Genomic DNA, 25,124 nt, shown 5'->3' with positions numbered 1-25,124 from the left:
GTGGTCAGGATCGATAGACTTTCCGGTACAGTTCGGCGATTTCCTGTGCGCTGGGCACCACCGGGTTGTTCGACGGAGAACCCGACGCCAACGCCTGGTCCGCCATCAGTGGAATGAGCTCCTCCCAGCGAGTCTCGTCGATGCCGAATGTGCGCGGACTGGGTACCTCTACGTCGACGCACAAAGTATCGATGAAGTCGACCAGCTTGTGCGAGGCCGCCTCGTCTGAGTCGCCGCGATCTGCCGCGCCCAGCTGCCTGGCGCAATCGGCGTATCGATCACGCGCCCCGGGTATGGAGAACGCGGTGATCGCCGGAAGCAGCATTGCATTGGAAAGTCCATGCGCCACATGGAAATGTGCGCCGATCGGACGACTCATCCCATGTACCAGGCACACGCTCGCATTGGAGAACGCCATACCCGCCTGAGTGGAAGCATGCATCATCTGTTCGCGCGCCTCCCGATCTGAGCCGTCACGGTACGCGCGCAGGAGGTACTCCCCGATTGTCTTCATCGCAGACAGTGCGAGCCCGTCCGAGATGGGGTTTGCCTTCTTACTGACGTAGGCCTCGATCGCGTGTGTAAGTGCGTCGACACCTGTGTCGGCCGTCAGTCTCGGCGGCATCGACATCGTGAGGTCGGAATCGACGATTGAGGCGATCGGAAGAAATGAAAGTCCAGGGCACAGCATCTTCTCGTCGGTGGTGACATCCGTGATGATCGTGAATTGTGTTGCTTCCGAGCCACTTCCTGCCGTCGTCGGGATGGCGATGATCGGAAGCGCCGGCCCCGCGTACACCCGAGGGGCTTTGAAATCGCGCATGACGCCGCCCTGCTTGAACAAGACGGCAAGTGCTTTTGCCGTGTCCATCGGGCTGCCACCGCCGAAGCCGATGATCGAGTCGGCATCGTGGGCGGTCAGAGCGTCGAGACCAGCCTGTAGAGAATCGGTAGTGGGGTCGGGAACCGTCTCGGAGAAGAGTGCGGCCTTCTTTCCTGCTGCTGCAACGATCTTCAGCAATCGATCGGCTGAACCATTGCTGACCATGAATGCGTCGGTGACGAGAAGCGGACGCTCGATGTTCAGATCCGTCAGCACTTCGCCGAGACTCTCGACGGACCCAGGACCAAGTTTCAAGAACCGGGGAAATGAAATGTTGGCAACCATGCCGATCCCTTCGAATGTTGTGAATGTATTTCCCAGCCCGTGGTATTCGGACGGGATAGGGACTCAGTTGTTTTCGGGGAAGCCGAGGTTGATGCCGCCGTGGCTGGGATCGAGCCAGCGGGTAGTGACGACCTTCCCGCGGGTGAAGAAGTGGACACCCTCGGTACCGTGAGCGTGCGTGTCGCCGAACAGGCTGTTCTTCCAACCACCGAAGCTGTAGTAGGCCATGGGGACTGGAATAGGGACGTTGATCCCGACCATACCAACCTCGATCTCGTTCTGGAAGCGACGTGCTGCGCCACCGTCATTGGTGAAGATCGCGGTGCCATTCCCGAATGCACTCGAATTCACCAGGTCGAGTGCTTCGTCGTAGGAGTTCACCCGCACGACCGAGAGCACAGGGCCGAAGATTTCGTCTGTGTAGATGCTCATGTCGGTGGTGACGTGGTCGATCAGGGTCGGGCCGAGCCAGAATCCGCCCTCACCACCGTTCGCCTGCACTTGCCTGCCATCGACGACGAGTGTCGCGCCGGCGGCCTCACCGGCGTCGACGTAGGAGGCGACCTTGTCGCGGTGGGCCTTGGTCACCAGAGGGCCCATGTCTGAGTTCTTCGTGCCGTCACCGGTTTTCAGGGTGCGGGTCCGCTCGGCGATCTTGCCGACGAGTTCGTCGGCGATGTCGCCGACGACGACCAGTGCCGAGATCGCCATGCAGCGCTCGCCGGCCGAGCCGAATCCGGCGTTGACCATTGCGTCGGCGGCCAGATCGAGGTCTGCGTCAGGCAAGACGATCGCGTGGTTCTTCGCTCCTCCGAGAGCCTGAACGCGCTTTCCATGGCTGGTGCCGGTGCTGTACACGTACTGGGCGATGGGGGTTGAACCGACAAACGAAACGGCCTTGATCGCAGGGTTGGTCAGAAGTTCGTCGACAGCTGTCTTGTCGCCTTGCAGGACGTTGAACACGCCTGCTGGAAGTCCTGCCTCGGCCCAGAGTGCCGCGATCCACAGCGAAGCAGATGGAACTTTTTCGGACGGCTTGAGTACTACCGTGTTTCCGGTGGCGATCGCGATGGGGAAGAACCACATCGGGACCATCGCGGGGAAATTGAACGGCGAGATTATCGCGACCGGGCCGAGTGGTTGACGGATCGAGGTGACGTCGACGTTCGTCGAGGCATTCTCGGTCATACCGCCCTTGAGCAGGTGCGCGATGCCACAAGCGAATTCGACGACTTCCTGGCCTCTTGACACCTCGCCGAGTGCGTCGGAGAGGACTTTGCCGTGCTCGGCGGTGATTATCTCGGCGAGTTCGTGCTTGCGGGCATTGAGCAGTTCGCGGAACGCGAAGAGGATTGCGGTTCGCTTGGCGAGCGAACTGTCGCGCCAATCGGGAAACGCAGCAGCAGCTGCGTCGATAACGGCGCGTGCGTCTTGCACGCTGGCGAGCGCGACACTGCCAGTGACGGCGCCGGTCGCAGGGTTCGTGACCGGAGCGGAGTTTCCGCTCGAACCGGGGGCGATCGTGTTGTCGATCCAATGTGCGATGACAGTCATGACTATTCACTCCTGAGGCTGGGGTTGATTCGAGTCTGTGCCGCAGAATTGCCGTCGTCAACAAGTAAGATCGCAGTACTCAATGCAAAATTGCAGCCAAGAACGGGAATGGCGATGTTTACTTCTGACAACCTGCGCTTTCTGCTGGAACTGTCACGCACGGGGCGCATTTCGGATACGTCGAAGCGGCTGGGGGTCGATCAGACCACTGTCTCCAGGAGAATCTCTAGGCTTGAAAAAGACATGGGAGCAAGGCTTTTCGATCGCGGCGTCTCGGGCTGGCAGCTGACCGAGGCGGGCAGGCGATTGGTTCCCTACGCGGAGAGTATCGAGTCGACGCTACTTTCTGCGCTCGGTGAGACGACCGCCTCGGCGTCGCCGAGCCTCAACGGGACGGTCCGGATCCTGACCCCAGACGGCTTCGGTGCCTTCGTCTTGGTTCCGGGCCTGCGCTCTGTCCGTGTCCGGCACCCGGATTTGTACACCGAAGTGCTGACTTCGACTACCCACGATGTGTTGACCGGGCGTGACTTCGACGTCGCCGTCACGTTGGAGCGTCCCTCTCCCCGATCTGTGGTCGTCAGCAAACTTGCGGACTACAACTTGCGGCTTTACGCCTCGCGTCGGTATCTGGAGACGCACGAGTCGATCTCGTCGGTGGACGACCTACGTCATCACACGCTCGTCTGGTATGTGGACGCGTTCTTGGATGTCGAACCTCTGCGTATCCTCGACCGGATACTGCCCACCGGGCGGGCGCAGATCCAGACCAATAACATCGCTGGTCACTACGAGGCGGTCAGGCACGGTGTGGGAATCGCGCCCTTGCCGACATACATCGGCGCGACCGACGATGACCTCGTGCCGGTGCTGCGTGACGAGTTCGTAATTCGGAGGTCGTATTGGCTCGTTGTCCCGCGCGAGCTGATCAGATTGGCCCGCGTACGGGCGATAAGCGATGCCTTGCATGAGATTGTCGACAGGAATCCCGACCTCCATGCGCGGTGATGTGCGTTTCCTGTATTCCCCGGGTTGGGCGATGGTTGACGGTCAGTTTGTAGCGCCTGAGGAATGATCGCGATGTCAGGTGTGGAAGCTGTCGAAGGGTCTTGTGGATTGTGCGAAGAGGGGTGGGTTACCCCGAGGTCTTCAACAATTCGAGGGCTGCGTTCCGGCCGGCACCGAAGGGGTTGGTGCCGATACCGATCCCGTCTGCGACGAGGGCACCTTCGTGAAGCAGCATGATTGCCTCGACGAGACGTTCGTCGGCTAGTCCGTCCGTCGCCAGAATGCGCCGGAAAAGGTCTGACATCTCCCGCTTTTGTTCGGCGATGACAGCGAACACCGGATGTGAGTGATCGCTGAACTCGGCGTGCGCGTTGATCATGCTGCACCCTTTGCCTCCGCTCGCCTTGGACCAGGAGGCGGAAGCGTCGAATACCGCACTCAACTGTTCGGCGCGGCTAGCTCCGGCTGATGCGAGCTTCTCGTCGCGAAAGATTCGCCACCGCCGATCTCGAGCCCTCAGGTATTCAACGACGAGACCGTCTTTCGAGCCGAACCGTTCGTACAAAGTCTTCTTCGTGACGCCGGCGTCCAGTGCGACGGTATCCACGCCTACGGCATGAATCCCCTTTTCGTAGAACAGCTTCGACGCAGACTCCAGAATGCGACGCGCTTTCGGAGTCAATTCGGGTGTGGATTCCTCTGCCATGGACAAAAGTATACCGATCTGTATAGTCGGGCTCATGAGTAAACAGATCGGTATACCTCCGATCGTGACCTCGAGATCTGCCGTGACGGCTACCTTGTCGGTCCTGTTCGTCGCGTGCTGGAGTTCGGGATTCATCGGAGCCAAACTAGGCGCCGGCAGTGCCGGGGTCCCCACGCTGCTGATGTGGCGTTTTCTCCCGCTCGCGGTGGTACTGCTCCCGATTGTCTGGTTCTCCGCCCGGCGCCAGAACACGATGCCGACACCACGGGCTCTCGGCAGGCAGGTGGTGATCGGGATGCTCTCCCAGAGTGGCTACCTGTTGTCGGTGTACTGGGCAGTCGATCTCGGCGTGAACACCGGAACAACTGCGCTGATCGACGGTATTCAGCCGCTGGTGGCTGCCGCGCTGCTCGGTCCGGTCCTCGGTGTCGCAGTCCCGCGTATGCAGTGGGTCGGGTTGGCGATCGGAATGGGCGGCGTCGTGATGGTCACGGCAGCCGATGCCGGGGCCGGTACATCGGCGCCGTGGTGGGCGTACGCGATTCCGTTCCTGGGGATGCTCAGCCTGGTTGCATCCACCTTCGTCCAACAACGCGCTCCCACGTCTACACCGCCACTGCAGGCTTTGGCCATCCACTGCTCTACCAGCGCAATAGTTTTCACGACACTGGCGGTGGCCTCAGGTGTCGCCGTACCACCAAGCGTCAACACATTCTGGATCGCATTGCTCTGGTTAGTCGTGCTGTCCACGTTCGGTGGTTACGGGCTGTACTGGTTACTGCTCCGTCGCATCGGCATCACGTCCGTCAACACCTTGATGTTCTTGATCGCCCCCGTCACCGCGGTCTGGGGCGCGTTGATGTTCGGAGAATCGTTCACTGCGTTCACCGCGCTCGGCTTGGCGGTGGGGATCCTCGCCGTCGTCGTGGTCACCCGGGCGGACAATCACCAGAAAAAGCGGGGAGAGGGCGAAAATGCCTGTTCGGTAAGGGCTCCGATCACTTCGCGCTGATGACTCCCGACCTGGATGTGAACCGCTCGCGGAGCGCGGTGAGTTGCTCTGCGGTGAGCTTCAGTCCGTTGATTGCGTAGTCCTCGACGGTGCCGAAGTGCGTGCGCATTTCGTCGAGAGCTGCGTCGAAATAGCTGTCACGGACTCCGAGGAGGGGTCGTAGCACTTCTGCGTCAACGCCTTTGCTCGCGGCGAAGTCGAGGATCGGTTCTGTCATGGGAGCCAGATCGGTGTTCGTCTCCAGGTAGTCGGCGCGTACATCGGCTTCGTCGGCCCCGAGGAGGAGTAGGAAAGAGGTCGCGGCCCACCCGGTTCGATCCTTGCCGGTGGTGCAGTGGAAAAGTGCTGCCCCGGAGCGTTTTTCGTCGATGAGGTCGAGGTAGAACGTGCGATAGGCGTCGAGAGCGGACGGCAGGCTGACGAAGTTGCGGTTGGCTTCCTCCATCTGTGCGATCCCACGTCCGTCGCTGATGGTCTCGGCGTATGCGACCGGGTCCGTCATGAGTAGTCCAGTGGCCGCGGCGTTTTGGGCATTGTCGGCAAGTACGTCGAGCCAGACTGTGCGCGTCGAGTCAGGGAGATTGTCGAGTGCGCCGTCGCGCTCGGCGGCGGTCCTCAGGTCGTATACCGTCCGCACGTCCAAGTCGGCGACCGCGGCAAGGTCGTCGCCGTCGAGTTTCGCCAGAGTCGCCGAACGATAGAGCGCGCCCGCGCGGACGGTGCCGTCTGCAACAGGAATGCCACCGAGGTCCCGGAAGTTCGGAGCGGTCTTCAGGAGAACGCGGCGATCGAGCGGGTGAGTTGGCATGGCTGACTCCTTGTGGGTTCCGTTTCCGAACTGATCATTCATGCCTTCTGCACACTGCGCACGAGCTTTTCGGCATTGCGTCTCTTGATCCACTTGTCGATGACGAGAGCCATGAAGATCCACCCGCCCAATGCCGTGATCACCCACACGATGATCGGGGCGAGGATCCAGGACCCGACGCCGCTGATCTCGATACCGTCGGGGACCAGGGTCGCAACCCAGAGCGCGAGCAGTGTGGCGACCAAGCCGACACCACCCGCGAGCGGAGCCGCGTAGTGCAGTGCCACGCTGAGCACGAATGGGCCGAGGATCATGTGTGCGAGGGTGAATACACCGATAGCGGCCAAGAAGCCGTTCACGCTCAGGCTGACCCCGGGAAGAGCAAAATGCACGACGATCAGCGCTATCGCGCCGAGAACACATTGCGAAATGAGCTGAAATAACAGACGCATGGCTTGTACCTCCGTGATCAGGTCGAGTCACCCGAGAGTGGTGTGTGCGTGGGGAACGCTTTGCTGCAGGGCTTCGGGACGAGGCGCCGTCCAGGTGCCGTCGAGCACGGAGGGACGGGGGCGGTACAGGCGCAGTACGTAGTTCCACCCGGGCATGATGGGCAGTGCGTTCGCGACGCCGTCGAGATGGACCCCGAAGCGAATGGTGGTGCTGCCGTCGGAGTCTGGGGTGGCCGTGAGGCTGTTGATGCTGTTGACGCCCAGAGCGTTCTCTTCGAAGTATCCGGCCGCGTTGTACAGCGAGACCGACCAGAACGCATCCACGGGAACATCGTTCAGGCGGAGACGGTATTCCCCGACCGGGAGACGTTCGTCGAAGTTGACGTAGGTGGCCTCGTACTCGGGAAGGCCACCCCAGCCGGATGCGGTACCGAGCAGGTGCCTGATCGGATCGACTTCCGCAGCGGTACCGAATGAATGGTCGTACGTGGTGATGCCACGCGCGAGTGCAAGGAGTGCGTCGCGGGTCTCGGTCTGCGATTGCTCGTCGTAGTCGGGCAACGGGAACTCTCCCGTTCCGCCGCCGTCGATGTTGAGGGCGTCTTGCAACCGGTTCACCTCGGCGACGTCTTCGGGGCTGTTCGGATCGACGAGGATGCGCACGATCAGTGCGGCGTAGTCGGTCCCGACCAATTCACGCGTGAGCAGGTGCTCTCCCGGGTCGCGCAGGATGACGGGACCGAAGTGATCTTGACTGACCACCCACACGGAGATGTAGCGCTCGCCGGTATCGGGCACCGTGATGGTGACGTTCTCGCGCACGTCGATGATCGCGCTGCTGTACAGAGTGTCGCGGTTCTGGCGGATGATCGGCTGGTTGTCGAGTGACCCGAGATCACGAGTGTGGTTCCACGTGCCCAGGCCGACGCCCGCGGCCAGGCGAGCGAACATGAGATCGGACTCTGCCCGATTGAAGTTCAGGACGTTGACGGCGATCGTGGACATAGTGGGTTCCAATCGGTGTCGGGGTACGGAAGCGGGCGCGGTAATCCATGGCCCGTCGGGGTGAATCAGCCCAGCAGTCGTGCTTTCGCGGCTTGGAACTCGGCGTCACTCAGCAGGCCTTGTGATTTGAGGTCGCCGAGTTTCTGCAACTCGGCGACGAGATCGACCGGGGCCGCGGGTGCGGGTGTGGGCATCGGGAGTGCGGCATGCTGCTGGGCGAATTCGTACTGCGCCTGCTCGTAGTCGGCCTGAGCTCTCCTTTGCCGGCGGGTGGCCATACCGTCGCTGACGGCGGTCGCGGTACCGGTGACGACCGCGGTGCGGGCGGCGAGGCCCAGCAGTCCGGGGCGGCCTCGTCTCGGGATGTACGGCATGTCAGACCTCCAATTTCGGGATGATCGTGTCCATGAGGGCATTGACGACGGGTGCGGGTATCCGCTCGTAACCCAGTAGCACCGCGCCTGACGCAGCGGTGCGGGCGGCGAGTTCGCGCTGATAGACCAGCTCGAGCGCGACCAGCAGCGCTGCAGCGCCGGTGGGAATGGCTGCCGCGAGTTCGGTGATGTCCTCATGCCCGAGCAGACCGGACGCGCCGAGCATCTCGACGTTGATCTCGAAGCCGTTCGGCAACTCCTCGACTTCGATGAGGGTGAGTTCATCGTCCTCGGACTTGGAGATGACGATCAGATCGAGCAGCCGCACCAGGCCGGTATCCGTAAGGTCGGTCAGTGCGGAGAGCGCGGCCGGGTCGAGGCTCTGCCCAGGCAGGCCGAGAAGGTAGAAGTCGACGGGGCCGAAACGCGCGGCACTCACGAGAGGACCTTCAGCTTGAGTGCGGCGAACTCGTCCTCGCTGATCGCTCCGGCTTCGAGCAGTGCTGCGGCTGCGGCGATCTCCTCGCTGGGGCTCTTCCCCGCGACCTCGCGGATATACGATTCGGCGGCCTTCTCGGCGTCGCGTGCGGCCTTGTTGCTGCGTTCCGTCATCCCTTCGCCGCGGGCGACGAGATAGACGAGGGCGGTCAGGATCGGTAGGAAGAGCAGGAAGAACACCCAAACGGCCTTCAACCAACCGCTGAGCTTGTGGTCGCGGAACAGGTCGGCGATGATCGCGAACAGCGCGAAGAGATATCCGATGAAGACGGTCGCCCACAGCATCCAGCCGAGGCTTTCCCAGAAGCTCATGTGTCTTATCCGTTTCGTGTAAGGCCTGCGCACACGGTATTCCGCTGACTCACGCATTTCGGTTGATTCCGGCAATTCTCACCGGTATCGGCGGGCTTCGATCGCGGCCTAATCCGAAGCGGATGAGACCGGATTTCCACGGACATCGAACGTCTCGAGTATCTTCGACACATGATCGAAGCCGTGCGTGACGCACTCGCCTCTGGTGAGGCGGAGCAGGCTCGACGAGTCCTGCGGAAAAACTGGCTTCGTTTGATTCTCGAATCTCACACCAGGGAACTCGAGCAGCTCTGCCTTGCTCATCCCGATCCCCACGATCCGCACATCCTGCTGATACGAGCGTGCTGCCGCGATCTCAGCGGTGATCCGTACGGCGCTGAGTTTCTCCGCGGGCAGGGTCTGCGGGTGGCGTCCGACGATTTTGTCGTCTGCTTCACCGACCTGCTGCTCGCTCCGGACACCTCGACCAAGGCCGTCATCGCCGATCGCGCGCGTCACGCGCTCGCCCAGTGCGAGCCCGAGGACGATTACCCGTCCGCGCTTTTCCTCCTCGGATGGACCGAGGTCAGGCTTCGTCGTGACCTTCCTCGTGCCATCGCGCTACTTCGCTCCGCCGGCGACGAGGCGCAGTTGCAGTCGCGCACGGAGACATTGCGTCTTGCACAGTCCAACTTGGCCTTTGCGCTGACCCACGCGGGAGCATTCACCGAAGCCGAACAGATCCTCGACGGCCTTCCTGCGCGAGATGTGGCGTCCGATTGGGAACGCTTCGAAGGTGGTCTCCCACAGTCGAATCGGGGGTGCATCGCTTACTGGCGTGGCGACTTCGAGGAGGCGATCGCTCAGTTCGACTCGATCATCGTGGAGGGCAGTCCCGGAACCAACTTCGAGGCGCTCGCCCGTCTGTACCTGGTGATGAGCCTGATCGCTCTGAACCGGGAAGACCGGTACCACAACGCCGCTCGTCTGCTGCGAGGCGTGAGCACTGCGGACAAGCACGGCATTCCTTGGGATACGCTGCGGCGCGTCACCACGGCCTGGCTCGCCCACGCTCAAGGACAGGACGAGCAAGCTCGCCGCATCGCAATGCCCACGCTGACCAGAACAGGTGCTGCGGTCGCTCACGCGCTTCTCGCGGAGCTCTACCGAGTCATGGGGGATCCGGAACCGTCGGCTCAAGCGCTTCGCTTGGCAACCTCGGCCGCGCTGCCGCGATATGCGCTGGTGAGCACCCTTGTCACGTCTGCCGCCCTGAGCTCCGTCGCCGGGCGTGGACCGCAGGCGCACGAGCAGTTGGATCGTGCGCTGGCGGAAGCAATCCCCGAGCGGATTCTCGCCCCATTTCTGAGCGGCGATCCGGTAATCGTCGATCTGTTGAACGCGCACGCAACACAGGGGTCGAGACACCAGGAGCTCCTACGCACGATTCTGGAAAAACGGGGCCAGCTCTCTGCCAAGCTCGCCGGAGTCCTGACGGAACGTGAGAAAGAGATCCTCACTTTTCTGCGAACTACGATGACTGCAGACGAGATCGCTGCGCACCTCGGCATCGCCTATCCCACTGTGAAGACTCACATTCGCTCGATCTACCGCAAACTAGGCGTGACCAAACGGCGTGCCGCTGTTCAAGCAGCCGACAACCTAGACCGCGGGATCGGGGGCGATTCCGCGGCGGAGGCTGCGAACCGTCAGATCCAAGGCTTGTAGTCGCGTCCCGGAACCGCGGTTCACGTAGTCCATCGACGTGTAGAGCAGTGACCACAGCAGGTTCTGCACCCAGTCCGAACCCATGTCGGGGTCGATGGAACCGTCGGAGTGTCCGCGCTCGATTGCATCGGTGACTGAGTCGTCGTTCGACGCGGACTCGGCAAACGAATCTTCTTGATACACACCGGGAGTGAAGAACAGGACCGTCAAGAGGTCGGCCAGTTCGAAGTATTCATGGCACAGGCGAACCAGTGCTTCGGCTCCGGTACCCTCGCCGAGTCGAGCTGCTGCTGCTGCCTCTCCGACGGCGCGGGTGGCCTCGGCCGCGACTGCGTCGACCAGGTCTGACCGTTCGGGAAAGTAGCGGTGCAAAGTGGTCCGGCCGACCTTTGCGGCCGAAGCGATCTCGCTGAGGGTCGCAGCAGGCTTGGATGCGAACACCGAAACGGCAGCATCGAGGATGGCCTTCCGTGTGCGCTCGCGGGTCGCGCTTTGTTCTGGTGCGCTGTGGATCGTTGTCACGAATCCGAAGCGTAGCCGTGTCCGGTTTCGGTATCCAGTGTTTCCGAATCGGAATTTCTCTTGCCCTTTATGGAACATTCGTGTTCCATAAATTCATGCTTGAATCCGACGCTTCTCAGCCCGCACCGAAATGGAGCAATCTCCGCGTCCTCTCGGAGTTCGCTCGACCGCATCTGCCGTCGCTCCTTCTCGGATTGGTACTGGCGCTGTGCGGCTCCGCGGCGACGCTGGCAACGCCCATGGTCACCAAGTGGGTTCTCGACACCCTCGATACCGGTGCGTCGCTGAAAGGACCTATCCTCACGCTCGTCGTCCTTCTGATCGTCGGTGCAGTGCTCGGTTGTGCTCAGTGGATCGTTCTCGGAACCGCCGCCGAGAAAGTTGTCTTCGACGCCAGGTCGTCGCTGGTGAAGCGATTCCTCGCGGCGACGGTGCCGGCGCTGCAATCGCGATCCGTGGGTGAATTGGTCACCCGGGTCACGTCTGACACCTTGCTGCTGCGGGAGGCTGCGTCGTCGGCCGCGGTGAATATTCTGAACGCAGCCGCGTTGACCATCGGAACGATTGTTCTGATGGGCGTACTGGATCTGCCGTTGTTGGGCGTCACCATGGTGGCAATCGTGTTCGCCTCCATACTCTTTGCGGTTCTGATGCCTCGGATTTCCGCAGCGGAAGCGCGAACCCAGGAATCGCTCGGTCAGCTCGGCGGCGTTCTCGAGGGTGGCTTGCGTGCGATCCGGACGGTCAAGGTTTCCCTCGCCGAGGATCGCGTCGGGGCTCTGGTGACGAACAATGCGTCCGATGCGAAAAAGCATGCGATCACGGCGGTGCGAGTGTCGGCAACCGCGTGGACTGTCGCGTGGACCGCCATTCAAGGATCGATCATTGCCATCCTGGGCTTCGGTGCCTGGCGAGTCGCCGACGGCGAAATGGCAGTCTCGACGCTCATCGCGTTTCTGCTCTACGCCTTCACCCTGATGGGGCCGGTGTCGGAGCTTGCGCAGAACGTGACCTCCGTTCAGTCGGGAATCGCGGCAGCTATCCGGATTCGCGAGATGCAGTCGTTGCCCACCGAGCAGTACGACGAGGTCGTGGACGTGGTCGCGAAAACAAACGCTGCCGCGCCGCTGATCGAGTTGCGCGACGTCACCGTGAGCTACCACGGATCGAACCAGCCGGCGTTGCGCGATGTCTCGCTGGTCATTCCGACGCGTGGGCACATGGCCATCGTCGGCCCGTCGGGTGCAGGAAAGACGACCTTGCTCTCGACCGTGCTGCGATTTGTCGAACCTCGATCGGGTGAGGTTCTCCTGCATGGAGTCGGTTACGACGCGCTCGATCACCGCGCTGTGCGCGAGAGTCTCGCGTACGTGGAGCAGGAGACACCGGTGGTGCCCGGAACGATTCGGGAGAACGTCGTCTTCAGCCATCCCGATGCGACGGACGAAGAAGTCCAGGCCGTTCTGCGCTTGCTCCGGCTCGACGACGCGATCGAGGCCCTGCCCAACGGACTCGACACCGCTCTGACGGCCACCTCGCTGTCGGGCGGCCAACGTCAGCGGATCGCGATGGCGCGCGCAGTTCTGCGGCCGAGTGCTTTGCTTCTGCTCGACGAAGCCACTGCCCAGGTCGACACGCTCACCGAAGCCGCGATTGTCGACGCGATCAACGAACGTGCGCGCACCGGGGCCGTGGTGACTATCGCTCACCGGCTCTCGACGGTGCGTGACGCCGACTGGATCGTGGTCATGGAAGACGGTCGGATCCGCAACATCGGCAACCATGACGAGCTCATGGACAAGGACGATCTGTACCGCGACATGGTGGTTGCCGGCCGGCTCGATCAGGGCGAGGCGATGCTCGAAGATTGTTGACCCGGCGCATCGGCATGTGCGAGAGTGCTGTTACCGAGCGATCGCTCGGTCGGGATGTTCTTTCGGAGGTGGCTGGTGGCAATCGATCTGACGTACGCGCCCGAGGTGGTGGCGCTGATCGAGAAGACGCGCGACTTCACGCGCAACGTAGTGCTCCCCATCGAAGACGAACACGCCGGTGACATCGCTGTAGCGGGTGGCGATGCCATCCGCATCGAGATGCAGTCGGCAGCAAAAGAAGCCGGTGTCTTCGCCCCGCATGCACCGATCGAGTACGGCGGCCTCGGACTCAACATGAGTGATCGCGCGCCGGTCTTCGAGGAAGCCGGCTACTCGCTATTCGGGCCGACGGCGCTCAACATCGCGGCGCCGGACGAGGGCAACGTTCACATGCTGGCCCACGTGGCGAACGAAGCACAGAAGCAGCAGTTCCTCGCGCCGCTCGCAAGCGGGGACATGCGGTCGGCATTCGCCATGACCGAACCCGCGCCGGGAGCGGGATCCGATCCTTCGGCTTTGAACACCCGCGCCGAGAAAGTCCCCGGTGGCTGGAAGATCAACGGTAAGAAATGGTTCATCACCGGCGCCGACGGCGCCGGGTTCTTCATCATCATGGCGCGCACGTCCGGTGAGCCCGGGCAGCGCGGCGGAGCGACCATGTTCCTGGCGCCGACGGATACTCCCGGCCTGGTAGTGGGTCGACACATCGACACCCTCGACAAGGCCATGATCGGCGGGCACTGCGAGGTCACGTTCGAGGATCTCTTCGTACCCGACGAGGCCGTTCTCGGTGAGGTCGATCAAGGTTTCGCCTACGCGCAGGTTCGCCTCGGTCCCGCCCGCATGACGCACGTGATGCGCTGGCTCGGTGCAGCGCGCCGCGGCCACGACGTCGCCGTGGCCAGAGTTGTCGAACGAGAAGGCTTCGGCTCGAAACTCGGTGATCTCGGAATGATCCAGAAGATGGTCGCCGACAACGAGATCGACATCGCAGCCAGCCGCGCACTTCTGGTGCAGGCCTGCTTCGAACTCGATCAGGGCGGGCACGCGAGCAACGCGACGTCCATCGCCAAGACCTACGCTGCCGAGGCGATCTTCCGGATCGTGGACCGCTCCATTCAGATGTGTGGCGGAATGGGCGTGTCCGGCGATCTGCCGCTGGCACGCTTGTCCCGCGAAGTGCGTCCCTTCCGCGTCTACGACGGCCCGTCCGAGGTTCATCGCTGGGCAATTGCGAAACGTGTTGTCGGAGCTGCGAAGCGCGCTGCTCGGGAGGAGTCGAAGTGACGGACTTTCCAGGACTCGATCTCGCGGCGCTCCACAAGTATCTGCAAGCCGCAGGCGTCGAGGTGAGCGGTGAGTTGCGAGCCGAACTGATTTCAGGCGGCAAATCCAATCTCACCTACGGAATCTTCGACGACAACTCGAAGTGGATTCTCCGTCGTCCACCCACGGCCGGCCTCACGCCGTCGGCGCACGACGTTGCGCGTGAGTTCCGAATCACCTCGGCGTTGCAGAACACCGCCGTGCCGGTCGCGCCGACCGTCGTGCTGTGCGAGGACGCCTCGGTGATGGGTGCGTCGTTCACGGTGGTCGAGTTCGTCACCGGTCAAGTGATCCGGACCAAAACCGAGTTGGAAGCTGTTCCGGCAGCGCAGGTCACGCAGTGCACCGACGAGTTGGTGCGTGTTCTCGCTGCACTGCACGACGTCGACTACACCGCAGTGGGTCTCGGCGAACTCGGCAGACCCGACGGTTACGTAGCCCGTCAGGTGAAGTTGTGGGCCGGTCAATGGTCACGCGTCAAGACCGAGGACTCGGCCGATGTGGACAGGTTGGCGTCGAGCCTCGCGGAATTGATTCCGGCGGAATCAGCCTCGTCGATCGTGCACGGCGACTACCGGATCGACAACACGATTCTCGCGGCGAACGACGTCACCAAGGTTGCCGCAGTGGTGGACTGGGAACTGTCGACGCTGGGCGATCCGCTGGCGGACATCGCGATGATGTGTGTCTATCGGCATCCCGCGCTGGATCTGGTTCTGGGTGAGCCTGCTGCGTGGACGAGCCCGTCGCTACCGTCCGTTGTCGATCTGGCGCAACGGTATTCGTCCGTGTCGGGTCGTGAACTGGCGCATTGGAACTTCTACATGGCGCTCGGGTTCTTCAAACTCGCCGTCGTGGCGCAGGGCATCGATCACCGATTCCGAGCAGGAGCCACCGTCGGCGGGGGATTCGACAAGGCTGGATCTTCTGTGCCGGAACTGATCTCGGCCGGACTCAACGCACTGCAAGGGAAATTCGAATGACTCGATCAGCACTGGTCACCGGCGCCTCCAAGGGAATCGGGCTCGGCATCGCAACACGCTTGGCTTCGCAAGGGTACGGGCTGACCATCACGGCGCGTGATGCCGAGCGGCTCGCCGTTGTCGCCGAAGAACTTACGCGCGCCGGATCGCCGGACGTCGTCGTCTCGGCCGGCGACATGGCGGACGAGAACTTCGCCGCAGCACTCGTCGCCACACACAGTGAGCGATTCGGCTCCATGAGGGCTCTCGTCCTCAACGCCGGAGTGGGAACCAGTGGGCGAGTAGCGGATTACCCGATGCGACGTTTCGACAAGACCGTTGCCGTCAATCTCCGGACACCGTTCGCGCTATTGCAAGCGTCGCTGCCGCTCCTGCGTACAGCGGCGGACGCGGACCTTGCCGGCGGAGCGAAGGTGATCGCTCTCGCCTCGATGGCCGGTGTGTATGCCGAGAGCGGCCTGGCCGTCTACGGAGCCACCAAAGCTGCGCTGATTTCGATGGTCGAAGCACTCAACGCCGAGGAATCCGGAAACGGCGTCAGTGCGACGGCCATCGCTCCCGGTTACGTCGATACCGACATGTCGGCGTGGACGCACGATCGGATCACACCGGACACCATGATCAAGGTCGACGACATCGTGGAGTTGGTGGACGGTCTGCTCAAGCTCTCGTCTCGAGCGGTAGTTCCGAAGGTCGTCATGACGCGTGCTGGGACCAACGGCTACTCCGCCTGAAATTTCAATCCAGCTTGGCTTCGCCCCGCTTGCGAAAGAAGTGAAAGCCGGGCACTCCGACGATCGCCTGCCGCAGGTCCTTGACCACTCCGAGGAGTTCGTGGATCTCGGGTGAGACGGAGTCGAGGGTTCCGAGGATGGGCAGCACCGCGGCCACCCGGTCGGTGAGCTCCGGTAGTTGGTCGATCAGCTTGATCGCGGCGCTGACCTCTGCCTCGGAAAGGTCGTCGGCGAACCTGGCAGCCAGCGGCGCGAGCTGTAGGGCGATGGGCTCGTAGATCTCGAGGAGTTGTCCCGCGATGTCCGAGGTCTGCTCGACGGCCTCGACCAGCGTCTCAGCTCGAACGGTCACGGCGGCGGCTCCGATGACGACGCGGTCGGCGTTGTCGGCGATCTGGTTGATGCGTGCCACCAACCTCTCGACCGAGAAGAGGAGCGCCTCGAGTCGAGTGGGCAGGGTGACCGCAAAAGCGACCGTGGACAGGGACCAGTGCACCACGTCGCCGACGGAGCGGACGACGGTGGAGCTGCCGGGCAAAACTAGAGCCATCCCTCGATACTGCCTGATGTGACGTCAAAGTACAGGTAAATCTCACATTCACGAGGCCAGCGGCGTCTTCGAGGTGTCGGTGCCGGCGCGGACAATCAATTCACCCGCTGCCTGCTGCACCTCGCAACCTGGAAGGATCGAGACATGACGGCTATCCGTACGCACACCGTGATCGACTCGCCGATCGGGGAGTTGACGCTGGTAGCAGCAGGTGACGACCTCTGCGGGCTGTACATGGCGGAGCATCGCCACAAGCCGGACGAGTCCACGTTCGGTGATCGTTCCGCGGCGGTCTTCGGTGAAGTCGAATCGCAGCTCACCGAGTACTTCGAGGGTGATCGCACGGAGTTCTCCGTGCCGCTGGCGCCCGTGGGTACCGAGTTCCAGAAGCGGGTGTGGGATACCTTGCGAACGATCCCGTACGGCGAAACCTGGACATACATGGAGCTCGCGCAAACTTTGGGTAACCCGCTTGCGATCCGTGCCGCCGCCGCGGCAAACGGCAAGAATCCGATCAGCATCATCGTTCCCTGCCATCGTGTGGTCGGTAGCGACGGAAGTCTGACCGGTTTCGCCGGCGGCCTCGAACGTAAGCGGTTCCTGCTCGACCGCGAGCACGGCGGCGAATCGGATGTCCTCTTCTGATGCGCTCGGCTCACAATTCGGTGATCGGGAACGTCTACCGGTCGTGACACTCAAACCGTTCGAAGACGTCGTGACCGAATACGGTGCAGTGGTCCTCCGTGTCTGCCGCGCGGTGGTCGGGCCCGTCGACGCCGAGGACGCGTGGTCCGAGACGTTCATCGCAGCGATGCGGGCATATCCGGATCTGAATCCGGACGCGAACATCGAAGCCTGGCTGGTGACCATCGCGCACCGCAAGGCAATCGACATCACCCGAGTGCGCGCCCGGGTGGCCGTGCCGACAGACGACGTTCCGGAGTTGCCGACGCGAATCGGCGTACCCGGAACGTGGGATCACGAACTCTGGGACGCACTCGAACAGCTACCGCTCAAACAACGTGCGGCAGTCGCCTATCACTTTCTGGGTGGGCTGCCGTACGCAGAGATCGCGGACATCCTCGGCAACACCCCGGCGGCCGCCAGACGCGCGGGTGCCGACGGTATCGCCACACTACGAAGAACCTACTTGTCCGCTACCGCTGCGGAAGGGAGTCACTCATGAGTAACGATGTGTTCGAGGCGCTTCCAGCCGTTGACGCTGACGCCATGATCCGCCTACGGGCGCGCCTGGCTGCTCAGGCGTCCGAAGCTGAATTGATCGACGTGGCATATCGAACCGTCGATTCGCCGGTCGGAAAGCTGCTCCTGGCGGCGACCGATGTCGGCCTGGTGCGGGTTGCCTTTGCCGTCGAAGGGCACGACCTCGTTCTGGAACGTTTGGCGGACACCGTCAGCCCCCGTGTGCTTCATTACCCGCGCAGGCTGGACACTGTCGCTCGCGAGTTGGACGAGTACTTTGCCGGTGCGCGTCGAGAATTCGATCTGCGCTTGGACTTCCAACTCGCGAAGGGGTTCCGACGCGAAGTGTTGCGTCATCTCCCCGAGATCGAATACGGCCACACTGCAAGCTATTCGGTGGTCGCAGCAGCGTCGGGAAGCCCGCGTGCGGTGCGTGCCGTCGGGACCGCATGCGCAAAGAATCCGCTGCCGTTGGTGGTCCCGTGTCACCGCGTGGTGCGCAGCGACGGCAGCCTCGGGCAGTACGCCGGCGGCCCCGAACTGAAAGCGATTCTGCTGGATCTGGAAGCCGGCCGGTGAGCGCAGTGACGCTGCGCTTTCAGGCGCCCTATGCAGTCGAACCGCTCACCGGTGCCTTGCGGGCTCACTGCGTCGCAGGCCTCGAGCGTCACGACGACGGTGTTCACACCAGAGTCATACCGTTGCCTTCCGGCCCGGTAGTTGTGTCGGTGTCGTGGACAGACGACGGTGTCGTCGTGGATTCCGATGTGCCAGCGGGGGATTCCGCAGTGCTGGAGGTGATCGTGCGCCGTTGGCTCGACCTCGACGCCGATCACACTGCTGTCGAAGCAGCGTTCGGTAGCGATGAGTTGTTGGCCCCACTCGTTGCCGCCCGTCCAGGATTGCGGGTGCTCGGCTCGGTGGACGGTTTCGAGACCGCAGTGCTCACCGTTCTGGGGCAACAGGTTTCGCTCGCCGCAGCGAGGACGTTCGGTAGTCGTTTTGTCAGCGCATTCGGAGCGCCGGTGGAAGGGGAGTTTCTTGCCTTCCCTGATCCGGACGCGGTTGCAGCGCAATCGCCGGAGGACATACAGAGAGCCGTCGGATTGACCACAATGCGCGCAAGAACAGTGCACACGCTGGCAACTGCGGCAGCGAACGGTCTCGATCTCTCCTGGGATGCGGATCCTGTCCAATTTCGACAAGAGTTGTTGGCGCTACCGGGAATCGGACCGTGGACCGCTGACTATCTCACCGTCCGGATTCTCGGTGATCGCGACGCATTCGTACCCGATGATCTGGTGTTGAAACGTGCGCTGGGGGTCTCGACGGCCAAAGAAGCCGCAGCGTTGTCCGAGCGCTGGCGACCCTGGCGAGCCTACGCGCTCTTTCATCTGTGGACCAAGGAAGCGTTTCTGTAGTCGGTCAGTCTTTCGCGCGCGCCAGTTCGGACGGCCACCAAATACGTTTCCCGATGTCGTGAGAGAGTGCCGGCACCAGGACGCTGCGCACGATGATCGTATCGAGCAGCACGCCGAAGGCCACGGCAAATCCGATCTCGGCGAGGAAGACCAGTGGCAGGATGCCCAGTACGGCAAATGTTGCGGCCAAGACGATTCCGGCTGACGTGATCACACCGCCCGTCACCGCAAGACCGCGCAGTACACCTGCACGGGTGCCGAATTCTCCGGTCTCCTCCCGGACTCTGGTCATCAGGAAGATGTTGTAGTCGATACCCAGCGCGACGAGGAAGACGAAGGCGAACAGCGGGAACGATTGATCCGCCCCGGCGAACCCGAATACGTGTGTGAAGAAGAATCCGCTCACACCGAGGGTCGCCGCGAATGAAAGCACCACGGTGACAATGAGAATCACCGGGATCAGCAGAGCGCGGAGCAAAGCGGCCAGAACCAGGAAGATCACCACCAGCACGATCGGGATGATCAGGTTTCTGTCGCGGACCGAGGCCGCCTGGACATCAAGGGTGGTGGCCGTGCTGCCGCCGACGAGCGCGTCGGCGCCGGGCACGTCGTGGACGGCAGTCCGCAGTCGCTTGACAGTTTCGAGTGCCTGCGGCGAATCGTAGGAGTCGGCGAGGGTTGCATTGATCATGGTTCGGCCGTCGATCGGTGCAACGGTGAAAGCCGCAGGGGCGCAACCCGCAGCGGCGGCTTGTGCGACGGCAGCGGGGTTGGTCTTGATCAAATCGCTGACCTTCGCGACGTCCACCTGGGTGCAGACGGCGCCGGGATCCTGCGAGATACCTTCGACGCCGCTGGCTGCTTTGATGACGGCGTCGGCCTGGTCGGCGTTTGCGGTGATCACGGCCGGTGCGCCGGCTCCGGGATCGAACTTCGAGTCGTAGAGTTCTTGTCCGACAACAGCGTCGGGACGATTGGTGAAGCTTTCGGTGGATGTCAGGCCATCGGTTTTGAGACTGCCGATCCCGGCCGCGAACAGGATGATCAACAACACTGTGGCGCCGATCCACAGTGGGCGGTCCTTGCTACCGACGGCCTCGGCGATCTTGCCCCACATCCCGTGCGCCGTAAGATCTGCGGCGTGATCGACCTTGGGCTTGCGCGGCCAGAAGACCCACCGTCCGGTGGCGGCCAGAGCGACCGGCATGAACGTCATCATCACCAGGTAGGTGCAGGCGATCCCGATGGCGGCGACGGGTCCGAGGCTCTTGTTGGAGTTGAGTTGAGAGAACGTCAGGCAAAGCAGACCGAGAATCACGGTGACAGCCGAAGCGGTGATGGCCGGCGCAGACTCGCGCCAGGCCTTGATCATCGCGTCGAAGCGGTTGGGATACGTGTGCAGTTCTTCGCGGTAGCGAGAAATCAAGAGTAGGGCGTAGTCGGTACCGGCACCGATTACCAATACGAAAAGGATGCCTTGAGATTGCCCGGTCAGCGTCAGTAGTTCGGCTTTCGCGAGGAAGTAGATCACCATCGACGACAAGCCGATGGCGAGGAGCGCGGAGAACAGCGGGAAGAACCACAACACCGGCGATCGGTACACGACAAGCAGGATGAGGATCACGACCAGGAGTGCCGCGCCAAGGAGCGCTCCGTCCAGACCGGCAAAGGCGTCGATGAACGCAACGAGTAGCCCACCTGGCCCGGCTGGGAGTACCTCGACATCACCGGCTGCTTGTTTTGCGGCGTCGATGACGTTCTGCTCGGTGGTCGCCAGGACATCACCTGCCACGGCGGTGTCACCGTCTTTGGCCACGAGTGGCACGAAGATCGACGCAGTTGTGCCGTCGGCGGAGTACTGAGTGGGCTGCATACCGTCGGCGTCTACTCCGGAGATGCCGGCAATGGCGCCGTAGGCCGAGTTGATTGCAGATTTGTCCGCCTCGGTGAGGGCCGAATCTCGATGGAACAGAACAAATCCAGGGATCGTCTCGACTGCGAGGAAGTTCGCGGATTGGTTGCTGACGATTGTCGATTCGGCGGAACTCGGGAGGTACGAGGCGTTGTCGTTCTTTTGAACCTCGGCGAGTTTGCCCTGGAAAGAACCGCCGAATCCGCCTGCGACGAAGGCGAAGATCGCAAGGGCGATCACGGTGAAGATCGGCACGCGAAGGCGCTTCACGGCTCCGCTGTCGTTCCGTTCTGCGTCAGTTGTGTCCAGCTTGGTCATGGTTCTCCTCGAACGCAGTCGACCAGCACCAACAAAGCAACGTTTTCCAGTAGAACACGCAATACGGGCGCGGTGGAACCACTAGGCGTGGAATTGACGACGCTACGAAGTGCCTTTGCCGTATGTCTCGCGGGCTGCGACGTCCATGGGAAAACGGACGACTGTGTCGCCGAACAACAATCGAGTTGCCGAAGCAGCTGCGGCCAGCACGTGCGCGGTACCGGTTTCGGGGTTGCGGGTATGCACGACTACCTCGTCGTGCTGGAAGAAGACCAACTTGCCGTCCGGATCTTCGGCGAGGCGGCGCCTGAGGTCGGCCAGGAGGCACAGCGCCCACTCGGACGCAGTCGCCTGCACGACGAAGTTGCGCGTGAAACGACCGCGGGCGTGAGCGTCGCCGTGGGAGTAGAAGTCGGGAGACGGTGGGGGACAGGCCCGGCCGAGCAGTGACTTCACCACCTCGCCGCGCTCACCTGCCTTGGCAGCTTGCTCGACGTACTCGACGGCGACCGGGAATCGCTTCCGCAACAAGATGAGCAGTGCTTTGGCTTCACCCGCCGTCGCCCCGTACAGGACTCCGAGGATTGCGACCTTGGCTTTTGCGCGATCCCCGCCGAAGGCTTCTGCACCGACAAGTGCGTACAGATCGTCGTCGCCGGCGGCAGCCATCATGCGGCGGTCGCCGGACATGGCGGCCAGAATTCGGGGTTCGAGCTGACCGGCGTCGGCGACGACGAACACGTGGCCCGGATCTGCGACGACGCTCGAGCGCATGGTCTTAGGAATCTGGAGGGCCCCGCCGCCCCGGCTCGCCCACCTGCCGGACACGACACCACCGGGAACGTAGATCGGGCGGAATCGATCGCCCCGCACCCAACTGTCCATCCACTGCCAACCGTTGGTGCTGTACAGCTTGGCGAGTTCGCGGTGACGTAGGAGCAGCGGCACAGCCGGATGATCGATTTCCTGCAGAAACCACTTGCGCGTCGACGGTAGTTCGATGCCCTGACGTCCGAACGCCTCGGTGATCTCCACCGAAGACGAAGGATTGACGGTGCGCCCGAAGACCTCGCTGATCTGGGCGGCAAGTTCCTGCATGCGTGCGGGGAGGTCGTATCCCGTCGGCCGCGGCCCCAGCCGTTCTTCGAGGAGTTCGCGATGCTTCTGCGTCGAGAACGGAAGGCCCGTGTGCGTCATCTCGGCGGCGCTGAGAGCGCCGGCCGATTCTGCTGCGATCAACAAGTCCAGTCGAGCGTCCGCGCCGATGGTTGCGCGCTGCTCGGCGAATTCGGTGACGACGGCGAGGGGATCGAGAACGGGTGCAGTGTCGAAGAGTCCGAGTCGATCGTCGTCGAACTCGTCGGCGGGCGGTGACGGTTTGCCGGCGCGCATTCCGAGTATCGCGCGGGTCAGGGAGATGTCGTGGCACCGTTGAACCCGTACGCCTGCCCGCAGTAGAGGTGGGTACACGGTCGCCGTACTCGGCCACACCCACCGCGGGTGCTCGGCTTCCTCGATGGTGCGTACCGCTGCGATCAGGTCGGGGTATTCGACGGGATCGGCGAGCGGCGTTCCAGCGGGATCGGTCCGTAGGACAGTTGCCGTCACAGCTCCCGTGGACGTCGTACTACCGGGGACCAGGACAACTCGCACGACATCAGTGTGACGGCTGGGTCCGACACGCCATCGCTCGGCGTGCTCAGGCCCTGACGAACCGGATGTGTTGACCCGGGCGGGCTTGGCCGAGTCGGTCGATATCTGCGTCCGCGACCACTCCCACCACCGGATAGCCGCCGGTGATGGGGTGATCGGCGAGGAACACGACAGGTTGGCCGCTGGGTGGGACCTGGATCGATCCGAGTGCTACGCCTTCGGTGGGCAGTTCGGTGTCGTCTGTTCTTCGAAGTAGTTCGTCGGCGCCGACGCGATCGACGCGTGCGCCGATTCGGTCCGAGTCGGTCGAGATCGCCCATCGGCCATGGAGGAGTGTTTCGGGGTTGGTGAATCGATCTGCGCGAGGACCGAACACCACTCGAATGGCGAGAGTCTCGTTTGCCATCGGCGGCACCGGTGCGAGGTCGACGGCTGAGAACGTGGTCGGCGATGGCCCGATCGGGAGAAAAACACCAGGCTCGAGAGGCGCCGGACCGATCCCGGACATCGTGTCGGTGCTGCGCGATCCCAGGATCTCGGGAACCACAATGCCGCCTCGGACGGTCAAATACGTCCGCAGTCCGCTCGGTGCGTAGTCCAGGCGGACGGTCTGACCAGCCCGCAGATCGATCACGCTCGAATGCCCGACCGGAATGCCGTCGCGGTAGGCCTGTGCCGGCGCACCGGTGAACGCGATCGTTGTCGGTTGCTGCGCCCGAAGACTCAGCCCACCCAGGAGGACCTCGACACCGGCTGCGCCCTCGTTGTTGCCGACGAGCCGATTGCCAAGCCTGAGAGATCGCCTGTCCGCCGCACCGGAAACCCCGACACCCGAGCGAAGATGACCTATCCGTCCGAGGTCCTGGATCAGGCTCAGCGGCCCGGTGTCGAGTATCTCCAGACTGTTCATCGTTGTTCCTCGTTCACGAAGCGCACGCGTCTGCCGGGCTGAACGGTGGCCGGTGGTGTGGCGTTCAGATCCCACATCACGGCATCGGTGCTCCCGATGATCTGCCAGCCACCCGGCGATGCCCGCGGGTAGACCGCGCTGTATCCAGCGGCCAGGGCGACGGAACCGGCAGGCACAGCGGTTCGTGATTGCGTTCGACGCGGAACGTCGAGCCGAGTGTCGCCTGAAGTCAGGTAGGCGAAGCCGGGTGCGAATCCGATGAAGGCGCAACGCCACATTGCCCCGGTGTGGGCCGCAACCACCTCGCATCGGCTCATACCAAGTGACTGTGCGACGTCGTCGAGGTCGGGCCCGTCGTACCTGACGGCGATGGTGAGTGCATCCGTCTCGAAATGCTCGTCTGTGGTCGCGGCAGAATCGGTCTGCTCGAGATCGTTCAAGCGCTTCCGGACGTACGTGAGATCTGCCGCCGGGGTGCACGTGACCAGGACCGTGCGAGCTGCGGGGAGGAAGTCTTCGACCCCGACCGGGGTGTTACGCGTCAGTGCTTCGGTGAACGCTAGAACGCCAGCTTCGGAATCGAAGTCCACGAGCAATGCGCGTTCTCCCGCGGGAAGTATGCGAGTCACCGGGAGGGCTCCCTATCGACTCGAGTCCGCTCCACGTCCGCTCGCATCGCGGCGATGAAACTCGCGATGGTGGCTCGCTCTGTGGCGGTAAAATTGCCGAGGGTGCTCACCGCCCGTGAAATGAGTGGGCCGAAGTAACTCTCGCCCAGAGTGACCGCCGATGGTGTGACCTGCAAGAGCACCCGCCTGCGGTCTGCTGAGTCTCGCTCCCGAGCTACGTGGCCCGCTTTGACCATCCGGTCGACGAGCGCGGTCACCGACGCCGAGTTGATACCCAGCTGTGCGCCGAGCCAGCCTGGTGTCGCCGGTGTGTCCGAGCGCTCGGCATCGAGAAGGCAGATCAACGCGCGCACGTCGGTGGAGTGCATTTTGTACTTGTTCGCAAAGCCGGAAACCGCCACGTTCAAGTCGACGGTAAGTGCGCGAAGCGAGTGGACGATCGCCATCGCTTCGTCTTCTGCATCGCCGACGCTCAAGGATGCCTC

General features: G+C 62.7%; 27 protein-coding genes. 11 read left to right on the top strand and 16 right to left on the bottom strand.

Annotated elements, in window-relative coordinates:
• Positions 1-4: 4 nt before the first annotated feature.
• Positions 5-1,168 carry an iron-containing alcohol dehydrogenase gene (locus PCS43_RS22890; protein ID WP_042923934.1) on the bottom strand — a complete coding sequence of 388 codons (1,164 nt, stop codon included), beginning with the start codon at positions 1,166-1,168 and terminating at the stop codon, positions 5-7.
• A 63-nt stretch (positions 1,169-1,231) separates the two neighbouring features.
• Positions 1,232-2,722, bottom strand: a complete 1,491-nt coding sequence (locus PCS43_RS22885) for a CoA-acylating methylmalonate-semialdehyde dehydrogenase (protein WP_054188408.1) — start codon at positions 2,720-2,722, stop codon at positions 1,232-1,234.
• 114 nt (positions 2,723-2,836) lie between these two features.
• On the opposite strand from PCS43_RS22885, the gene PCS43_RS22880 reads away from it, so the two are divergent.
• Positions 2,837-3,730: a LysR family transcriptional regulator gene (locus PCS43_RS22880; protein ID WP_042924016.1), complete on the top strand. Its 894-nt coding sequence runs from the start codon at positions 2,837-2,839 to the stop codon at positions 3,728-3,730.
• A 127-nt stretch (positions 3,731-3,857) separates the two neighbouring features.
• On the opposite strand, the gene PCS43_RS22875 is transcribed toward PCS43_RS22880, so the two are convergent.
• Positions 3,858-4,436, bottom strand: coding sequence for a TetR/AcrR family transcriptional regulator (locus tag PCS43_RS22875; protein WP_042923936.1), 579 nt, complete (start codon positions 4,434-4,436; stop codon positions 3,858-3,860).
• Between the two features lie 82 nt (positions 4,437-4,518).
• Here PCS43_RS22875 and PCS43_RS22870 point away from each other — a divergent pair, with 82 nt between their 5' ends.
• Entirely contained in the window at positions 4,519-5,448 is a 930-nt protein-coding gene (locus PCS43_RS22870) for a DMT family transporter (RefSeq protein WP_058226604.1), read from the top strand.
• On the opposite strand, the gene PCS43_RS22865 is transcribed toward PCS43_RS22870, so the two are convergent.
• The 6 genes from PCS43_RS22865 to PCS43_RS22840 all read right to left on the bottom strand — a co-directional run bounded on the left by PCS43_RS22865 (position 5,435) and on the right by PCS43_RS22840 (position 8,897).
• Positions 5,435-6,256: a tyrosine-protein phosphatase gene (locus PCS43_RS22865; RefSeq protein WP_042448676.1), complete on the bottom strand. Its 822-nt coding sequence runs from the start codon at positions 6,254-6,256 to the stop codon at positions 5,435-5,437. The two genes, PCS43_RS22870 and PCS43_RS22865, sit on opposite strands and share 14 nt — an antisense overlap.
• 38 nt (positions 6,257-6,294) lie before the next feature.
• Positions 6,295-6,708, bottom strand: coding sequence for a phage holin family protein (locus tag PCS43_RS22860; RefSeq protein WP_020970904.1), 414 nt, complete (start codon positions 6,706-6,708; stop codon positions 6,295-6,297).
• 27 nt (positions 6,709-6,735) lie between these two features.
• Positions 6,736-7,713, bottom strand: coding sequence for a DUF1214 domain-containing protein (locus tag PCS43_RS22855; protein WP_003940299.1), 978 nt, complete (start codon positions 7,711-7,713; stop codon positions 6,736-6,738).
• A 65-nt stretch (positions 7,714-7,778) separates the two neighbouring features.
• A complete protein-coding gene (locus PCS43_RS22850; RefSeq protein WP_007729626.1) occupies positions 7,779-8,087 on the bottom strand; it encodes an SHOCT domain-containing protein in 309 nt (102 codons plus the stop codon).
• Position 8,088: 1 nt separating this feature from the next.
• Positions 8,089-8,526, bottom strand: a complete 438-nt coding sequence (locus PCS43_RS22845) for a DUF6325 family protein (RefSeq protein WP_007729624.1) — start codon at positions 8,524-8,526, stop codon at positions 8,089-8,091.
• The gene (locus PCS43_RS22840; protein WP_030537228.1) at positions 8,523-8,897 is read right to left on the bottom strand and encodes a PLDc N-terminal domain-containing protein; all 375 of its coding nucleotides are present in this window, start codon (positions 8,895-8,897) and stop codon (positions 8,523-8,525) included. The genes PCS43_RS22845 and PCS43_RS22840 overlap by 4 nt, the downstream gene beginning before the upstream one ends.
• A gap of 171 nt (positions 8,898-9,068) precedes the next feature.
• Between PCS43_RS22840 and PCS43_RS22835 the strand changes: the two genes are divergently transcribed.
• Positions 9,069-10,604 carry a helix-turn-helix transcriptional regulator gene (locus PCS43_RS22835; RefSeq protein WP_058226603.1) on the top strand — a complete coding sequence of 512 codons (1,536 nt, stop codon included), beginning with the start codon at positions 9,069-9,071 and terminating at the stop codon, positions 10,602-10,604.
• Here the strand turns inward: PCS43_RS22835 and PCS43_RS22830 are convergent.
• On the bottom strand, positions 10,539-11,126 hold the full coding sequence (locus PCS43_RS22830) for a TetR/AcrR family transcriptional regulator (RefSeq protein ID WP_030537226.1): 588 nt from the start codon (positions 11,124-11,126) through the stop codon (positions 10,539-10,541). The two genes, PCS43_RS22835 and PCS43_RS22830, sit on opposite strands and share 66 nt — an antisense overlap.
• Positions 11,127-11,221: 95 nt before the next feature.
• On the opposite strand from PCS43_RS22830, the gene PCS43_RS22825 reads away from it, so the two are divergent.
• The 4 genes from PCS43_RS22825 to PCS43_RS22810 all read left to right on the top strand — a co-directional run bounded on the left by PCS43_RS22825 (position 11,222) and on the right by PCS43_RS22810 (position 16,043).
• The gene (locus PCS43_RS22825) at positions 11,222-13,000 is read left to right on the top strand and encodes an ABC transporter ATP-binding protein (RefSeq protein ID WP_058226602.1); all 1,779 of its coding nucleotides are present in this window, start codon (positions 11,222-11,224) and stop codon (positions 12,998-13,000) included.
• A gap of 75 nt (positions 13,001-13,075) precedes the next feature.
• On the top strand, positions 13,076-14,287 hold the full coding sequence (locus tag PCS43_RS22820; RefSeq protein ID WP_058226677.1) for an acyl-CoA dehydrogenase family protein: 1,212 nt from the start codon (positions 13,076-13,078) through the stop codon (positions 14,285-14,287).
• The gene (locus tag PCS43_RS22815) at positions 14,284-15,309 is read left to right on the top strand and encodes a phosphotransferase family protein (protein ID WP_007729609.1); all 1,026 of its coding nucleotides are present in this window, start codon (positions 14,284-14,286) and stop codon (positions 15,307-15,309) included. Before PCS43_RS22820 ends, PCS43_RS22815 begins: the two co-directional genes overlap by 4 nt.
• The gene (locus PCS43_RS22810; RefSeq protein ID WP_209909950.1) at positions 15,306-16,043 is read left to right on the top strand and encodes an SDR family NAD(P)-dependent oxidoreductase; all 738 of its coding nucleotides are present in this window, start codon (positions 15,306-15,308) and stop codon (positions 16,041-16,043) included. The genes PCS43_RS22815 and PCS43_RS22810 overlap by 4 nt, the downstream gene beginning before the upstream one ends.
• Before the next feature lie 4 nt (positions 16,044-16,047).
• Here the strand turns inward: PCS43_RS22810 and PCS43_RS22805 are convergent, their stop codons facing one another.
• Complete coding sequence (locus PCS43_RS22805) at positions 16,048-16,593, bottom strand: hypothetical protein (RefSeq protein ID WP_007729604.1); 546 nt, start codon at positions 16,591-16,593, stop codon at positions 16,048-16,050.
• A gap of 144 nt (positions 16,594-16,737) precedes the next feature.
• Here PCS43_RS22805 and PCS43_RS22800 point away from each other — a divergent pair, with 144 nt between their 5' ends.
• From PCS43_RS22800 to PCS43_RS22785, 4 genes are read left to right on the top strand one after another with little or no spacing between them, the layout of a single operon-like run.
• A complete protein-coding gene (locus PCS43_RS22800) occupies positions 16,738-17,238 on the top strand; it encodes a methylated-DNA--[protein]-cysteine S-methyltransferase (protein WP_030537222.1) in 501 nt (166 codons plus the stop codon).
• Positions 17,225-17,779 (top strand): RNA polymerase sigma factor, encoded by a 555-nt coding sequence (locus PCS43_RS22795; RefSeq protein ID WP_080961251.1) that lies wholly within the window; start codon positions 17,225-17,227, stop codon positions 17,777-17,779. Before PCS43_RS22800 ends, PCS43_RS22795 begins: the two co-directional genes overlap by 14 nt.
• Positions 17,776-18,375: a methylated-DNA--[protein]-cysteine S-methyltransferase gene (locus tag PCS43_RS22790; RefSeq protein ID WP_007729599.1), complete on the top strand. Its 600-nt coding sequence runs from the start codon at positions 17,776-17,778 to the stop codon at positions 18,373-18,375. Before PCS43_RS22795 ends, PCS43_RS22790 begins: the two co-directional genes overlap by 4 nt.
• Positions 18,372-19,217, top strand: a complete 846-nt coding sequence (locus tag PCS43_RS22785) for a DNA-3-methyladenine glycosylase family protein (protein ID WP_073513363.1) — start codon at positions 18,372-18,374, stop codon at positions 19,215-19,217. Before PCS43_RS22790 ends, PCS43_RS22785 begins: the two co-directional genes overlap by 4 nt.
• A 4-nt stretch (positions 19,218-19,221) precedes the next feature.
• Here the strand turns inward: PCS43_RS22785 and PCS43_RS22780 are convergent, their stop codons facing one another.
• From PCS43_RS22780 to PCS43_RS22760, 5 genes are all read right to left on the bottom strand, one after another.
• Positions 19,222-21,447 carry an MMPL family transporter gene (locus tag PCS43_RS22780; protein ID WP_209909947.1) on the bottom strand — a complete coding sequence of 742 codons (2,226 nt, stop codon included), beginning with the start codon at positions 21,445-21,447 and terminating at the stop codon, positions 19,222-19,224.
• A 102-nt stretch (positions 21,448-21,549) separates the two neighbouring features.
• On the bottom strand, positions 21,550-23,100 hold the full coding sequence (locus PCS43_RS22775) for a bifunctional 3'-5' exonuclease/DNA polymerase (RefSeq protein WP_209909944.1): 1,551 nt from the start codon (positions 23,098-23,100) through the stop codon (positions 21,550-21,552).
• 46 nt (positions 23,101-23,146) lie between these two features.
• Complete coding sequence (locus tag PCS43_RS22770) at positions 23,147-24,010, bottom strand: biotin-dependent carboxyltransferase family protein (RefSeq protein ID WP_007729591.1); 864 nt, start codon at positions 24,008-24,010, stop codon at positions 23,147-23,149.
• Positions 24,007-24,639, bottom strand: a complete 633-nt coding sequence (locus PCS43_RS22765) for a 5-oxoprolinase subunit B family protein (protein ID WP_209447985.1) — start codon at positions 24,637-24,639, stop codon at positions 24,007-24,009. The genes PCS43_RS22770 and PCS43_RS22765 overlap by 4 nt, the downstream gene beginning before the upstream one ends.
• Positions 24,636-25,115, bottom strand: coding sequence for a MarR family winged helix-turn-helix transcriptional regulator (locus PCS43_RS22760; protein ID WP_064687758.1), 480 nt, complete (start codon positions 25,113-25,115; stop codon positions 24,636-24,638). The genes PCS43_RS22765 and PCS43_RS22760 overlap by 4 nt, the downstream gene beginning before the upstream one ends.
• Positions 25,116-25,124: the final 9 nt, after the last annotated feature.

The sequence above is a fragment of the Rhodococcus sp. C-2 genome, from assembly GCF_027854095.1.
Taxonomy (GTDB): domain Bacteria; phylum Actinomycetota; class Actinomycetes; order Mycobacteriales; family Mycobacteriaceae; genus Rhodococcus_F; species Rhodococcus_F qingshengii.
This window is presented reverse-complemented; position numbering and strand designations above follow the sequence as displayed.

Bases quoted from the DNA above. Each gene is read 5' to 3' on its own strand.
- PCS43_RS22890 (WP_042923934.1), bottom strand. From the start codon at position 1,168: ATGGTTGCCAACATTTCATTTCCCCGGTTCTTGAAACTTGGTCCTGGG.
- PCS43_RS22885 (WP_054188408.1), bottom strand. From the start codon at position 2,722: ATGACTGTCATCGCACATTGGATCGACAACACGATCGCCCCCGGTTCG.
- PCS43_RS22880 (WP_042924016.1), top strand. From the start codon at position 2,837: ATGTTTACTTCTGACAACCTGCGCTTTCTGCTGGAACTGTCACGCACG.
- PCS43_RS22875 (WP_042923936.1), bottom strand. From the start codon at position 4,436: ATGGCAGAGGAATCCACACCCGAATTGACTCCGAAAGCGCGTCGCATT.
- PCS43_RS22865 (WP_042448676.1), bottom strand. From the start codon at position 6,256: ATGCCAACTCACCCGCTCGATCGCCGCGTTCTCCTGAAGACCGCTCCG.
- PCS43_RS22860 (WP_020970904.1), bottom strand. From the start codon at position 6,708: ATGCGTCTGTTATTTCAGCTCATTTCGCAATGTGTTCTCGGCGCGATA.
- PCS43_RS22855 (WP_003940299.1), bottom strand. From the start codon at position 7,713: ATGTCCACGATCGCCGTCAACGTCCTGAACTTCAATCGGGCAGAGTCC.
- PCS43_RS22850 (WP_007729626.1), bottom strand. From the start codon at position 8,087: ATGCCGTACATCCCGAGACGAGGCCGCCCCGGACTGCTGGGCCTCGCC.
- PCS43_RS22840 (WP_030537228.1), bottom strand. From the start codon at position 8,897: ATGAGCTTCTGGGAAAGCCTCGGCTGGATGCTGTGGGCGACCGTCTTC.
- PCS43_RS22835 (WP_058226603.1), top strand. From the start codon at position 9,069: ATGATCGAAGCCGTGCGTGACGCACTCGCCTCTGGTGAGGCGGAGCAG.
- PCS43_RS22825 (WP_058226602.1), top strand. From the start codon at position 11,222: ATGCTTGAATCCGACGCTTCTCAGCCCGCACCGAAATGGAGCAATCTC.
- PCS43_RS22810 (WP_209909950.1), top strand. From the start codon at position 15,306: ATGACTCGATCAGCACTGGTCACCGGCGCCTCCAAGGGAATCGGGCTC.
- PCS43_RS22805 (WP_007729604.1), bottom strand. From the start codon at position 16,593: ATGGCTCTAGTTTTGCCCGGCAGCTCCACCGTCGTCCGCTCCGTCGGC.
- PCS43_RS22800 (WP_030537222.1), top strand. From the start codon at position 16,738: ATGACGGCTATCCGTACGCACACCGTGATCGACTCGCCGATCGGGGAG.
- PCS43_RS22795 (WP_080961251.1), top strand. From the start codon at position 17,225: ATGTCCTCTTCTGATGCGCTCGGCTCACAATTCGGTGATCGGGAACGT.
- PCS43_RS22790 (WP_007729599.1), top strand. From the start codon at position 17,776: ATGAGTAACGATGTGTTCGAGGCGCTTCCAGCCGTTGACGCTGACGCC.
- PCS43_RS22780 (WP_209909947.1), bottom strand. From the start codon at position 21,447: ATGACCAAGCTGGACACAACTGACGCAGAACGGAACGACAGCGGAGCC.
- PCS43_RS22770 (WP_007729591.1), bottom strand. From the start codon at position 24,010: ATGAACAGTCTGGAGATACTCGACACCGGGCCGCTGAGCCTGATCCAG.